A 14357-nucleotide genomic window follows, 5' to 3' on the forward strand; every position below is an offset into this window, starting at 1 on the left:
TTTCAGCCCCCTGCAAGATTTACAATTCCAGACAGAAGCACCCTAAAACTCTTGGACCGATTGGCCTCCAGATTCAAGTAAGGTGCAATGGCTCTAGAGCCAACTACTTTATCGTAGATATTGCCAGTCAATCGATAAAGCTCCTCAGCCGGATGGCTCAGTGTATCCGGCTCGCGGAACTTTCTTTTTTGTTGCTGTCTCGCCAGTCCCCTGATTCCAAGCCCTTGTTCCACTGCGGCCAAATCCCCCAGATAAAAACTCTCCAGTTCCCGGCAGGCAACGCGCACCAAGACCCCCTCCCGCCCCGCCTCGTGGCACAAGTCGGTCAGCTTGGCTTTGATTGCTTCGCAATCACCAGAGTCCTGATCACGCATGACCACAAAAACGGAATCCGGCAACCGCCAACCGTGCAGCCTCTTCTTCAGGTTCTTTTCCAGATCCTGTTTTCCCTGAAAAACCAAATAACGAATCTGAATGTTTTCAGGCAGCATACGAGGCAATACCCCTTCAAGCATCTCACGTGCCGATGGTTCTTCGAGAAAAAAAACAATGGTCTTCATCGCGGATCGGCTCCTTCAAAGAAGCCCTGCTCCCAAAGGTAGCCCATTTGATCGCCTTCGGACATGTAGGCAGCAAGCTGTTCATCGTCTTTTGCACGGTGGACTTGGGTGTAACCCTCCTTTTTTACAAGCCAAAAAACCTCATCGAGCCTGGCCGCATTCAAAAAATCCGGAGAATGGGTAGAAACAAAAACTTGACCACCTCGGTTTGCATAAGCCCGAAACTCTTCGGCCAACTCCCACAGCAACTTGGGATACAGTTGATTTTCCGGTTCTTCAACACATAGCAGCGGATGGGGTGTCGGGTCATATAGAAGCGTAAGATAGGCCAACATTTTTATGGTACCATCCGAAACATAGCGGGCGAGAAAGGGATCTTCGAATGAGCCATCCTGGAATTTCAACAGAACGCGACCTTCTTCTGTGGTCTTGGATTCCACGCTGGATATGCCTGGGACACGCATTTTGAGAAGGGAAAGAATCTTGTCGAAGGTGTTTCTTTCATTGTTGTGTAGATATTCTATCACCAAAGAGAGGTTTTCGCCCTCTCGGGAAAGATGCTCTGCATATCCGGCTTCCTGTTCCGGCCGAGCCTTGCTGATATGGAAGTCGGAAATATGCCAGTTTTCAATCAAGTCACCTAGGGCCACCACCGCTGGAAACCGTTCAAACTGAGCCAGCCCCTTGATAGCGAGAATATCCGGTGACTTCAGCACCTGATCCTCGCGATTCAGATCATTCACGTCGGTGACCGAATCCAGTTCGTTGGTAACGGCAGTCCCTCTTCCCTTGGAAATATCAAGAAAATGCCAGGGCTGACCGCTACTGCCCCTGCGGTATTTAAGAATTTCTCGTTCAACTATCGCTTTTCCCTGTTTTTCGTTGATCTGTAGAAAATAGGTGGTCAGCGGGCTGTCCGATCTGGCGCGAAACTTCAGCTCAATTTCGATTGGCCCCTTGGAATTTCTGCTGCAAACTTCTTGAAAGCCACGGCTGCCTCCCAACCTTGCCAGGGCCGCATTTATGTTGCTGGACATGGCATCGCGCAGAAATTGAAAGACCTGAAAAATCGTGGATTTCCCCGTACCGTTGGCGCCCACAATAATGCACAAATTCGGCAGATCTGATAATTCTGCATCCCTGAAGGATTTGAAGTTTTTTAAACGAATGGATTCAATTTTCATTGCACACCTCGTTATTCCATATCCAACATTTCAAAAAGTGAAAGCTGAGTTGGTTTATCTGAACGATCCTTGCGGTTTCGCCAATGCTCGACCAATTGGGCTGCCGTTCTCGCTGCCATGCGGTTGGCGGGATTCGGGTCCACCTCTGCAAACCATTTCAGGATTTCATCCACCGATTTCTTGATGCGAAAGTTCGGGTTGTTGAGTTCAACATCAATTCTCAAGCCCGAGTTGGGATAAGCGGTGCCGATGAGGAAATGGGCCTGGTCAAGGTCGGTTTTAATTACCTTGCGGTTGCGACCGCGTTCCGTAAAGAAGGCAAAGCGTTCGTGAATGGGCACCACATGGACCGCCCGGCCCACCACCCGAATCCATCCTTTGGCCTCCAGATCGCCCTGGGCGATGCCGGTACCGCGCAGGGTTTTATGCAGCTCGTCCCGTTCCATTTCGGTGCGGTTTTTAAATAGGCGCAAATAGAGACGACTGGCGGGTTCCGCGCTGTCGGGCGGTCTAAGGCCACCGGTCTGGGTGGTGTCTTCCAGCATGTCATCAAGAAGTTGGTTAATACCGAGCAGCGCATCGCGCACCTCTAGTACCTGCCCGTCGCCAGTGAACACCTGTCCATAATGGCGCGAGTAGAATTCCAGCGATTTACCGCGTAAGATCACCCTCAGGTCCGATTCGGGAAGGGTTGTACCGTGAGTGTGTTCCAGCAATTCTTTTAGCCGCACCGTTTCGTCCTTCACCCAGCGACGCATCCGTGCCCAGCTTACCGGCTCGGGCGCAGTAAGGCGTTTTCGGCAGACATGGATGATGTCGTATTCAATTTTTTTGCTCCCAAATGCTGCATTAGCCGCATCACCTTTTGTCTCATCACTTCTGACTGGATAGGTAGAGACCAACACATAACCGGCATCAAAAAGCGCTCTCAGTACATCAATCCATGCTTGGTCTTCGTTGTGGTGAAAGGTAAAGGCCATGATGCCACCATCTTTAAGGCGGTGGCCAGCCTCGGCCCAGCAGGCCGAAAGAGTCTGGCTGTAAAAATCGCTTGAGGGTTGCTGCCGGTAGAGCGGATTTGGGTCCTTTTCCGTCAGGGCATCGTCTCCGGTCAGTTCCTGGATTCGGTCCAGGTATTTCGACTCAATAAAAGTCTCTTTCTCATAATCCTCCCGGTCGTCGGGATGCTGTGCTGGATCATCTATAGCCTGAAGAGCTTTGGGGGTAAACTCGGGGTCAAAATAGGCCACTTCTGGCAGCCCAGCATACCATTTTCGCAGAGGTATCCGGAGCCATACATAAAAGAAATCAGCCAAATCAGCATAATAAAGATTATTGCCGAAAGGGGGATCGGTGATCACCAGATCAAATTGCTCGTTGCCGAGCATCGACAGATCTGTGGAAGATCCACAGTAGGGTTCGTTGCCAGGGATAATAGGATCTCCTAATTCAAGACGCTGGCTTTTCGCTTTTTCGGTTCCAGGTAATAACAGGCATTCCCAAGGTGTTTTGGCCCATTCAACCCCGCCTACTGCATTGGCAGTATTTGATTGCCAATTACCTCGGCCAAGGGAATTGAATACACAGTTTTCCACAGCCAAGTTCTTTGGATGATAGTTTGGGTTTGACATCATCGGAACCAATTTGTCGTAACCAGTATCCCAGAAACAAAACATATTTTGATTCCGCAGATACTGCTGAAACGCGCCCAACACCTGTTCTCGCACATCCAATGGCCAGGAAGCTTCCCTTGCCTCAGTAATGGCCTTAAGGAGATTGGCATGCACCAGAAGTTGGCGTGGATTGAACATTTTCCACCAGTGGGTGTACCCTCTTGTGGTTAGATTTCCTTTTTGGACATGTGTTTCCCATGCATAAGGCAATACAGAGCGGGGCCAATACTCCGATAAATCGACCTCCGCACGATTTGACCATTCCTTTTCGGATTCGCTCAGCCGCCAGAGATCGTCCTTGCCGGGTGCTTTGAAATAGCGACCACCGTAAGTGTAGCCTTCGGCCGCGCATTTGGGGCAGTGGCATTGTAGAGTATAGGGTGCAATCGGAGCATTATGCTTTGCCTCTCTTTCAGATGTAGCAATATCCGCTATTCTTCCGCAATTGGCACATTGAAAAGTGGATCTTTGTGGTACAGTCCCTTGGCCGGTTTCAATCGTTGTCCCATCAGCTAAAGTTACAGCGTCAGGAAGGGATTTGCCGCGCAATTCAATCATGCGCAGATGCTTCAGACGTTTTTCAAACCAATCAACAGTCGCCTCTGCGGGGGCACCGGCCCAACCGCCCAGTTCTTCTTCTCCACTAAAGCCCGAGGCGCCCTTCATCCAGTCGGGATGGATGAGCAGATACATTTGCACCGGTTTCTTTTTAAGAGAGAAATCTTTCTTTTTGCGTTGGGTGGCTCTGAGGCTCGGCCGGGAGTGGTGTTCAATCACATCGGCCAGCCGCTTTCCGGCGAAGGTGCCACATTGCGGGCAATGGAGACCCGGCTCTTGTAAAACGGTGGCCTTGAGAGCCAACGCCCGTTCCCAGGTGTCGTTGGCATTGCCTTTGTCGTATTCGTTCAACAGCCGCGCGAAATCCTGCGTCAATTCGGTGAACGGGACATCCCCATCCACCACCACCCGTTCCGCACCAGGAGCCATGCGAGTTTCGCCAAGCTCAGCATGGAAAATCGTACCGCAGCCCGGGCAGGTCAGCTCGGCATATCCCGTGGAGAGTTTTTTCTCGGCAATGACTGGTGTTCGGAAAATAGGCGTTCGATGACCGCAGCCTTTGGCTTGACAGGGACCGTGCTTGGCCCAGAAGGTGTAAATCACTTCCGGGCCTTCCCAACGATATCGAGAGCGCTGCCCAGGAGCCAATTCGATAGGGTCCAGATTGACCGTTTCCCCGCTTTCCACATCGATCCAACGCCCCTGGTGTCCGCGTGGGCAGGTAGTGGTGTAAAATGGCTGGATTTGGGGTTTTACTTGTCGCTCGATCTCTTCAAAGAGCGCCTTGACCTGTTCCGGGTCGCTGCACGCCAGTTCGTTTTTGACCACAAACCAGGCCACCGGGTTGAGATCCACACCGGTCATCTGCATCCCCAGGCGCGAGCCTTCCACCAGGGTCGTCCCACCGCCCATAAAGCAATCCAGCACCTTGAGCTGCTTAAAGGAACCAGCCTTTTGATGGTTGCAGTAATAATGGTCCCAGACGAGTTTGGCCGCTTCGTTGGGATCCTCCGGCGCCTCAACCGCCGCTGCAATCAGCATGGAACGGAAAACACTGGAACGCCGTCGTGCCCACCATTTGGACATCTGGTAAATAGGCTTGCCCGCGTTGCCTTCCAGATTCGACAGGGCATTGATCTGGGCAATGGGAAAATCCGCCTCCAGGCAGGTCGGTGTTCGGTCAGGGTTGGAAAAATCCGGCACGGGCAGTCTGACCGCCTTGCCCAACTTAGCCGGAAGCAGACTGGAAAGCTTATCCGCCTTGGATTTCCGTCCGTTCTTCTTTGCGGCGGGTGATGTCGGTTCTATCACATTACCCGAAATATCGAGTTGTTTTGGGTTCTGATAGTTCATAGCGCGGAAAACTCCAGGAAGGGCACAACAATTTCGAGAAGGCTCATGCCGCCATGGCAGATATGGGGAAATCCTCCCTGAACCTTCCACTTCCGCTGGCCCATGACCACATGCTGATTATTGTTCGTCATGACAATGGGCGGCATGAATCGTTTCTGCCAAGGGTTGGATACGACCTTGTTACGGGATGCACCGAAGGTTTTTCGCAAAATCTCAATCGCGTCCGGATCATCGACTTCGGAGGAAAAACGCTTACTGACTGCATAGCCATGATCCGAGGTGATAATCAGGCCTCTGCCTTGACGAAGCCTGCCCACAAAGTTCCAGAAGCCATCGCTTTGCAAGGTGCTTGATGCGATTCTGGCGATCTGGTCTGGGAGTTTTTGTTGAAGGTGAATCAAATCGTCCAGCCAGGAATGCCAAATAACCAGATTGGGTGATGGCGGCACCGAGCAATCCTCAAACGGTAGACTCACCACGTCGGTGTAGCAGTTGCCTCCGAACAAAGCGAAGGTGCCGAGCTTGCTATCATTTGCCAGGGCGCTTCTGGAGGGCAAACCGAGGCTTTTGGCGAAGTGATCGGTTGTGGACGGGCATTCAGACCCGGTGACCTTGACCTGAATGGGCTGAATGCTTCGAGCCTTTGCCGCTCCCATTAATATGGGAAGCTCCCGAAGCGACAATGCGTCAAGGATCAGAACTGCCTTACCAGAGCCCGTGGCCCAGCTTTTCAGATTATCCGATGTTTTATCGGCATGCTCCGGAAATGCTTCCCAGAGTTCCCAGGCGGCTTCGGTCAGCAGACGATCCGGAACAACGGTTGCATCATGAAGCGCAACTGGGGATGTACTCGATCTCGCCAGCGCCAGCAGAGAGGAGAATATCTGCGCCCAGGCAATCGCCGGCGAACCGGAATCGATAACGATGCCGCTCCAGTCTGTGCTCATTGTTCCCCTCCATTCTTATAGACGATCTCAAGGGTGGCCCTGAACGTGGACGGTATGCGCTGCAAGATCTGTTTGATTTGTTGGGCGGTCAGTCCGGCAAACTCGATACGGGCTGTTTCGATGGTCTGGCTGGTTGGCACTCCCCATGTTTCAAAACAGCCAGACAAGTTGATCCCGGTTGCGGGTTCCTCTGATTTTTTGCTCTTGATCGCCGTGATTGGTTCGTGATTGGGTAACCCACCAATGCCGGCGTTTTCACCAGGCCCAACGGTCTCACCTACTGTTCCGCCACCGGGAACATTGCCAGCCGGTGGCCATGGTGTAATGATTCCCCCAGCTCCAGGTTGGGTGGCGCTTCCAGCAGGCGCACTGGGAACGGTGACGGTGCCTCCGCCAACGGCACCCGGTAGGCCCAACTGAATCTGCCTGTTTTCCTGTACGCTTTTGAATGCTTTACCCCGGATATAGCGCAGGGCATCTTCGTCGTTGGCATCTTCGGGTCGCCTTCCGATCCAGGTACCGCCGACGTTGAGAACAAGATCGCCGGCGGCGGCGATTTCAAGCACAAATTCGTAGATCTTGGTTTCACCCAGGAAAGGTATAGTTTCTCCGGTATTGGGTGGAGGCGGCTCGGTCAAATCGTCCATCATGGAGCCCACAAAATCGGAATCCTTGGCTCGCTTCAGAACAAACTGCTTGAACTCGGTCTGATCGAAAAGATCGGACAAGATCTTTGCCTCTACGGCCGTGGGGATGTCTCCTCCTTGCGCGGTAATTTTTTCAATCTCAAAGGCGCAGTTCCGTGGCTGCTGAAAATCCCATTTGCGCAGCACGGCAAACCGGTTGAATCGAGTTTTTAAGGAAGCCCTGAGTGGTCGGTCGAAGTCCTGATGCAAAGCGCGGTAGGTCGTATCCGACCCCCAGCCTTCTCGGGAACAAAGAAAGCTGCACCGGGCCGAGAAGATAAGTTCCTCATCGGCAAAGAGGCTCATCGCATCTGCAGCGGGAAGAAGAAATCGGATGGTATTGCGTCTTTTCTGAACGTGCTTTGCAAGCCATTCGCCCAGGGTCGAATTTACCCCTGCCGGGCCTCCCTCGATCTGGTCGGGGACCACCAGCAGCACCGGGCGGTCCCATTTCGTGGGTTTATCTGCTTCATCCACATCGCACCAGGGGTCATTTTTCCAATTGGGGCCGAGTATGATGACGCGTGAGAGTGGTTGGGTGGTTTCAGGGACAAAAATATGCCGCAGCGTATTTCGGATGTGCAGCATGTCTTTGCCGGGATAAACCGTCAGGCCTGCTGTCGGGACCGCTCCGATATGCCAGAGCTTATTGTTCTTGGCGCAGGCGCGAACCTTGGACCGGGGGTTTTCGTTTATTCCAAACCAGAGCGGACCACCCGGGACTTCATCACCGTGTATATTGACGCTGTTTTCTATGAGCAGCGCCAATTCGGCTTGAAAGGCGTTATCATCGATGGCCGATCCTCTGGTGATATCCAGATGAAGCACCGCCGGAGTTCCGCCCGCATTTTTCCCGGGAGACATGGAGCGCATCCAGATGGTGCTCACAAGTTCGCGGGCATCGGGGACATTGACGCCGGCATCTCTGACGGCTTCCAGATTGCGTTGAGCTATCTGACGGAGCTTATCTTGTCCGGCCTGAACCGATATCGAGTCAACCAGGGTCTGAACTTCATCTGTTTCGCCATCGACAAAAAAATCGGCAGGCGTTATGACCGGAACAATATCACCACGGGTGCGATATACCTGTGCAAGAATACGAATGAGGTCTCGCGTTTCCTGTGCCGCTGAGCTGAGCAAAATATGATCTTCCAGAAGGTCGAGAAGCTCAGGGCTAAACGGCCAACAGGCAAACGCCTCTTGTTGAACACGCTCTTTTTCCGCTTCAGACTTATGGGTGTGGAGCAACCGGAATCTTTCACTGGTATAGGCACTCATTGTACTGATGATGTCGGGCTCGGAAATATTCCGGCGGTTTTCAAACAAGCGGTGCAGCAGAAGCTTTTGGCGATCCTGCTTGGCAGATGGTCCACGAAAATCAACGATAACCGGCCCCTGACGATGAACCTGCTGAAAGGCATCGTTTTGATTATTGAGAACCGAGATGGCAAAAATCAGAATCTCTGGGCGGTCCTTCGCAATTTCCGAGAGAATCTGAACAAAGTTGAAGGCATACTTTTTGAGAAGAAGACCTGTCTTGGGGTCCTTGTCCGGCAAGCCGCCATACCAGGTTTGAAATTCGTCCAGGATGAGACAGGTCGGTTGGTCCTGGAACATCTTTTCCAGTAAGGTGCGCGGAGGAAAAGGCTGGGTCATGCTCTCAAACTGACCTCTATAATACTGACCTTTGGGATGTCGGTCGAAAAGCAGGTCCCAAAGCAGTGGATACTCATGGTTATGGACAGGTTCCGAAATGGGCACATATCCCTTGACCATCTCAAAGGTCTTAAGTTCATCGCTTCCTTGCTTTGTTCCCCAGTCTTTCAGCCAATTCTCAACAATGGCAGGCGATTGAACAGCATGGTGCATCACGGCCATAATGTGGGATTTGCCTCGTCCCCGATCCCCCATAAGAACGATCGGTCGGCCACTGTTTTTTTTGCTGATGGCTTTAAGGGCAGTCTGGACATCGGCTGTTGGGTAGGTGATTGATAAAATGTGGTCAGGAGATTTTTGCGCAGCACCCTGGTTATCACTTGTTCTAAGTGAAATCGCGGTTCCGGGCATGTGCGTTCCGAGGAATTCGTCTCTGAGTTTCAACCCAAGCATATTGGTCTCTCCTGATATCGTGTTTGTGGAATCATGAGCGTATCACCTTGTTTTATTATTCTCTGGTGTCGTTGCTCCACCTGCCTTCACCCACTCGTCGACTTCGTCTTTCTTAAATTTCCAAAGTCGGCCCATGCGGTGGGCGGGCATGCTAAACCTATCGATCCAGCGGTATACGGTGTCGCTACTGATTCCGAGGTGCTTGCAAATCTCATCCACCGACAACCAGCGGTCTTCCATCTCGGCCAATTTTCCGTCTCCTTATGGGCGGTTTGGTTTGATACATCGTCTGTAATAATAAAATAGGGAAGGTCTAACATAATTCAGAACATAAAAATTAAGCCATTTTTTAAAATAGTCGGTGCGAAGGCCTATTGTCAACCGCTTTTAGCCGCAAAAACCTGCTAATACAGGCTCAGGAGCGCTTTTCTTTGCATAGCGAATAGAGAATCAGGAGGCTCTGCGCGGCTACGATCTCCCGGTACTCCCGGCCAACGATACCGGCAAAAATGATACACGGTTGTTTTCAGCAGATTTGAAGCGCCGCCGCCAATCATAAAATCGGTGGATGATCAGATCGTGCTCAATACAATAGGCCCTCTGGCTCAGGCCGTTTGCCTGCCACCGCTCGATATGGGTTTGCCAAAATTTTCGCCTTTGCTGGGCATCGAATGAATCATAGTCTTCCGGCATGATATCTTCTCCTTTTTTGGAGACGCATATTGCCATGCCTGGGAGACTTTGTGAAGATGGGGTTTATTGGCTGCTTACGGTTGTAGATACTGTATAGATCAAGATTGAATAAAGGAAGGTCTGTGACAGGCGGACCACAAAGAGGGTCGCTGAAGGTTATGGATTCGCCATTGTAAAATTGCGAATGTGTTGGGATTTAAGGGGGGGGGCTCATGAAGACCTCAGACCGGACGAACCAAATCCGGGGTTAAAGAGTGATAAGTTCACTTAATATGCCATCAGGTATAGGTCATATTTTTGTAATTTTTGGTATTTCCTGCGCCAACTTTTTTTCCCAATACAGATCCCTATCGATCTCAATCCCTGGCGGCACCACCAAATCCCTAAGTTCCTTGAATGAAATATACCCCCACTCGGCGTTGACCGTGTCTCCGTTCAAAATGGCATAGCCCCAAAAAAAATCATCGCCGTCGTACTCCGCGATATACCAATCACAACCACCAATGAAAAAGTGCAGGTGGATGGTTTTATCCTTGAGGGGAATATTTTCAGTTTCGTAAAGCCGCGGTATTTTCGAAAGTTCTTCTTTAGTTGGCGTATTCCACATTTTTATCTACTCCTTTCGGTGTCAGGATCAGGTTAAGGACTTTTTCGGTTTCAGACATGACCTTCAGGCAGGCCGCTTGGGGAGTTAGTTTGATTTTCTCAGCATAGCGTCCGATATACTTGTATGAGTTGCCGGTGGTGTCACGAGACTGCTTCCCGACCATGCGGCAAAGTACCTGTGCCGATAGTTCCGCAATGATTTCCTGCAATGAATCCTGCCCGGGTTTCAGTACCCCAATAATTTTCTCATGGGCGGCATGGGCAAGTTCATGAAAAAAGACACCTTCTTCCGCCGTGGCAAGGGCGATCTCTTTTCGTCCCGGCATGTAATACCCGTAATAGCGGTAATTACCCGGAATCGCCTTGACTGAGATACCCCATTTCTCCGCCCGCTCAATCAAAGGAAAGTCCGGCAGTTCCAACATCTCGTAATCCAGCGCCTCGCCATCGGTATCCTCTAATCGAAAGACCGGCCGACACATGAATCCCCGTAAATAATTTTCAATTTCGCCATTTTCCTCGTTCTCGCTTTTTACGAAAGATGGAACCAATATTCGAAAGGACTTGGCTCCTTTCTTCACGAATCGGCCAACCTGCTTCCACTGCCTAAAGCCCCGTGCATCCTGGGTTCCGGCCAAAAACACAAGTGTCCGGTTGAGCAGTGACCATCTGGCAGATGGAATGTCGGCAATCGGAAATACCGAATACGCGATCGCCTCTGGTATGTTGCCCCGTTCGAAGGACGCAATTATGCCGCTAACGGTTTCATGGATCGACGCCGCCATGGAACACCTCCTTGAATTGTCTAATCGTGAATTTTTTGTTCTATGGATGTGACTGAAAAAGGGTTCTGCTATTTGGTCAGAATCTTCAAAAAACTGGGAAAAATGGCAGTTTGGGACCCCGAAAATGGCCTATCTTGGCCTCTAATTGGGTGGTTTTCAGATCCTTAGTTTGCATCCAAGTGCTACAACCCATAAAATGCCTGAGAACCCATGTTTCGAGGGATCTGTATGCCTGAAGGGTCTTTATAAAAACCATATCCTTGATGACCAGAATGTCGGGATAGGATCGGAAATATTTTGTAAGAATGTAAAAATGTACACATAGTTATAGTGGTAACAAAGAAAACAAACTGCCGCCCCCTCTTTTTCCCGTTGATAGTGTTTTTGAACATTACAAAATTACAATTTTACAATTTCAGGTCCACGGATCAGATGACGCTCAATGCACATGCGTTTAAGACTCGTATTGAATGGTGCAGTTGCCGAAACTGATGTCCCAGTCTCCAAGATCCTTGTTGACGGAAAAGCCAGTGTTCATCCACGCACCACCCGGCATGCAATCAGGATGATGGTCGTGATCAAATTCCTGAAACAACCGACAGATGTAAGACCACATTTCATTGCCGATCTCCGGATAGCCTCGGATTTTCGAAATCCGGTCCCATTCCGGGAACGCCAGTTTATAGATTTCGATCAGCACATCTTTCTGGTGCTCATGTTCAACGAAAAGAGCGGCAATGAAATCTTTTAGCCGTTCCGTGTTCGAAATTCCCAAAGATTTCCAGTGCCGGCGGCATTTGGTTTTAAGTGTCATTTATCCTCCTAATCGTAGCAGTTGTGGCAGTATGTTTTGCCGTTGGCTGTCATCACGAAAGTATTGCTGAATGGATGACAGCAGTACCGATGGCCACAGTCCAAAATGATATATTTTCCGGCCAGGAAGCTCTTAAGATCCTCCAGCGTCAGCTGTTTTTTTTACCCCTTTCGAAACCGTTTCATTGTTTGATGCATCGACCTCTCCGTTCCGTTTTCTAATTTCTGCTCGAATCATCTCATCTACCAATGCCGTAATTGGTTTTTGTTCCTGCTGGGCAAGTTTGTGTAGAATCGGAATCAGGTCTTCTTTAACTTTCGGTGAATACATGGTTGAGTCCCCTTCCCTGCTATTGTTTATGGTTTCAAATTCAGGACGCACGAATGGCCCTCACGGTAATTGACGAAATCAACCGCCTAATCGAAGCTGCTAATCAGTTGTTCAGTTGGGGATTATTCTGGATCAGGCTTGGTGGGATTGTCGGAAGGCGGGACGGTTTCAGTTTCACCGTTTTCGGAGTCTTGGTCGTGGTAGTCTTCTTCGAAAAGCCCGTTAACAGCTTCCAGGGTCTGCTCAACGGTCACATCCGCATATATGGTAGTCGTGGCTATGGATGAATGCCCCAGCTGTTTTTGAACCAATCGCAGGTCCTTTGTCCGCTGATACAGATAGGTGCCGTAGCTGTGTCTGAGAGAATGAATTGAGTAATAATTCGGCAGACCCGATTCAACTATTGCAACTTTGAACGCATACTGCAGAGCTCTCGTTGAATAGGATTTCCCGTGACTAGACACCAACAGGAAATCATTCTTGTCCATGGGTTCCTCCATGGTCCGCTTCCATTCCAGGAATCCCGAAAGATGTTTCATGAGATCCCGAGAAATAAAAACGTCCCGTGTTCGGTTACCCTTGCCGGTTACCCGTATACGAGGCTCACGAATGTTGAGATAAAGGTTGTCGACCTTCAGGTTGGCAATTTCTGAGACCCGCAGCCCCGCGCTTGCCCCCAGGTCAATCGCCATCCAGAAACGGGGCCATGTCGTTCGCCCTTTTTGCAGATCGGCCAAAGCCTTGTCTTCAATTGTCCGCCGAAGTTTCTTGACTTCAGCTTCGGACAGAAACTTCTCCCTGTCCAGGGTCCATTTTCGATTGAACTGTCTCATGGCCACCTCCTGTGTTGGAAATACTACGGTTTACATAAGTGATACTGTACTTTACCACGGTGAATCTCCAGATAAACTGCTAATATCTTTCAGATAATGTGTAATATCTGAAGTATTCAGACGATTTCTTCATTCCGTATCCGGTTAATTTCATTAAGGATATTGTCAATGATTTCATAGACCTGACATACACGCCGTCGAAACGATTTCAAACTGTAGCCTTCGTCGGGATCAAAGCGCAGACGAATGGGCGGCCTGCGGTAATTCAAAGAGATATTGTAAAGTGGCCGCAATACCTGACTCGGGCAGCCGCGATATGGCCATCCAATTTGATTCATTCGTTGCTTCACCTGGCTGAAATGGACAAAGTCTCTCTTGCTCCACAGAACCGGACCGCAATCGAACGCACATAATCCGTACCGGTTCCAACTGAGCGCCGATGACAAGAAGGTACTCAGGGTGCCTTTACCAAAACCCGGAAGCTTTTTATTGAGATTTTGAATGTACTCATTTTCAAGAGTCTCGCCGAAGCGAACAGCATTTATGATACGGTTTCTAAGACCGGTAAGTGTATGCGACCCTTCGGACTCATCAAGACCCCACCGACCTTTCTTGACTTCTCCAAGTTCACCGTATTCAAGCTGCGTTCTATCAAAAAGAAGTTCATGGGCACCAAGCTTGAGCCAGAAAAAATTGAGGACCATCTGACAAGCATTATCCATGTTACCGTTTTGGAGAGCATTAGCGATAGCAGTTCTGATGCGTCCGGTATTTGCTGTTAATCGAGCTATGATTGCTAAATCGATTTCATCTAATCCTCGCGGAATCCTCTTCGGTCTTATTCTTGGTACTCCACGAACCCCAATACCAAAGGGACTGATGGAAAATGAACGTCCGTATCGTGAATTAATAATGCAGAAGTCTTCCTGATGATCCCAGAGGAACAGATGCCTATGTTCCGGCTTTGGTTCCCGTGCATATCCGATGGCCCAATTGAGATAGGCCAGCTTGATTTCTTGCAGATCGAGTTCGAAATGTCTCCAGAATGAATTATTCAGCGTCATTTTACACACCATAAATTTGCGTAACTAACTGTTTTTTATAATATTATACCAATTTTGGGATAGTGTGTAAATAGGTTAACACATAGTTATTATTATAAAATAACACTATTGGGACTATGGTACCGACAAGAGAGGTGAATTTGGGGTAATCTTGACTAAAGG

General features: G+C 49.9%; 13 protein-coding genes. All 13 read right to left on the minus strand.

Translation table 11 applies throughout. The features are described 5' to 3' along the window. Positions 1-2 precede the first annotated feature (2 nt). The gene (locus DSCA_RS09155) at positions 3-560 is read right to left on the minus strand and encodes a DUF4276 family protein (RefSeq protein WP_155316142.1); all 558 of its coding nucleotides are present in this window, start codon (positions 558-560) and stop codon (positions 3-5) included. After that, positions 557-1744 (minus strand): AAA family ATPase, encoded by a 1188-nt coding sequence (locus DSCA_RS09160; RefSeq protein ID WP_155316143.1) that lies wholly within the window; start codon positions 1742-1744, stop codon positions 557-559. The genes DSCA_RS09155 and DSCA_RS09160 overlap by 4 nt, the downstream gene beginning before the upstream one ends. 11 nt (positions 1745-1755) lie before the next feature. Then, positions 1756-5328 (minus strand): DUF1156 domain-containing protein, encoded by a 3573-nt coding sequence (locus DSCA_RS09165; protein ID WP_155316144.1) that lies wholly within the window; start codon positions 5326-5328, stop codon positions 1756-1758. Then, positions 5325-6275, minus strand: a complete 951-nt coding sequence (locus DSCA_RS09170; RefSeq protein WP_155316145.1) for a hypothetical protein — start codon at positions 6273-6275, stop codon at positions 5325-5327. The genes DSCA_RS09165 and DSCA_RS09170 overlap by 4 nt, the downstream gene beginning before the upstream one ends. After that, positions 6272-9070: a hypothetical protein gene (locus DSCA_RS09175; protein WP_155316146.1), complete on the minus strand. Its 2799-nt coding sequence runs from the start codon at positions 9068-9070 to the stop codon at positions 6272-6274. The genes DSCA_RS09170 and DSCA_RS09175 overlap by 4 nt, the downstream gene beginning before the upstream one ends. Before the next feature lie 42 nt (positions 9071-9112). Continuing rightward, entirely contained in the window at positions 9113-9310 is a 198-nt protein-coding gene (locus DSCA_RS09180; protein ID WP_331457167.1) for a helix-turn-helix domain-containing protein, read from the minus strand. Between the two features lie 228 nt (positions 9311-9538). Continuing rightward, positions 9539-9763, minus strand: a complete 225-nt coding sequence (tnpA, locus tag DSCA_RS09185; RefSeq protein ID WP_155316148.1) for an IS66 family insertion sequence element accessory protein TnpA — start codon at positions 9761-9763, stop codon at positions 9539-9541. A 289-nt stretch (positions 9764-10052) separates the two neighbouring features. Beyond that, positions 10053-10370: a DUF2958 domain-containing protein gene (locus DSCA_RS09190; protein WP_155316149.1), complete on the minus strand. Its 318-nt coding sequence runs from the start codon at positions 10368-10370 to the stop codon at positions 10053-10055. Further along, positions 10351-11154 (minus strand): ArdC-like ssDNA-binding domain-containing protein, encoded by an 804-nt coding sequence (locus DSCA_RS09195; RefSeq protein WP_155316150.1) that lies wholly within the window; start codon positions 11152-11154, stop codon positions 10351-10353. Before DSCA_RS09195 ends, DSCA_RS09190 begins: the two co-directional genes overlap by 20 nt. A 454-nt stretch (positions 11155-11608) precedes the next feature. Further along, positions 11609-11968 carry a hypothetical protein gene (locus tag DSCA_RS09200; RefSeq protein ID WP_155316151.1) on the minus strand — a complete coding sequence of 120 codons (360 nt, stop codon included), beginning with the start codon at positions 11966-11968 and terminating at the stop codon, positions 11609-11611. 132 nt (positions 11969-12100) lie between these two features. Further along, positions 12101-12298, minus strand: a complete 198-nt coding sequence (locus DSCA_RS09205; protein WP_155316152.1) for a hypothetical protein — start codon at positions 12296-12298, stop codon at positions 12101-12103. Positions 12299-12420: 122 nt separating this feature from the next. After that, entirely contained in the window at positions 12421-13131 is a 711-nt protein-coding gene (locus DSCA_RS09210) for a tyrosine-type recombinase/integrase (protein WP_155316153.1), read from the minus strand. 116 nt (positions 13132-13247) lie between these two features. Then, positions 13248-14195 (minus strand): hypothetical protein, encoded by a 948-nt coding sequence (locus DSCA_RS09215; RefSeq protein WP_155316154.1) that lies wholly within the window; start codon positions 14193-14195, stop codon positions 13248-13250. Positions 14196-14357 lie beyond the last annotated feature (162 nt).

This window comes from Desulfosarcina alkanivorans, from assembly GCF_009688945.1.
Classification (GTDB): Bacteria; Desulfobacterota; Desulfobacteria; order Desulfobacterales; family Desulfosarcinaceae; genus Desulfosarcina; species Desulfosarcina alkanivorans.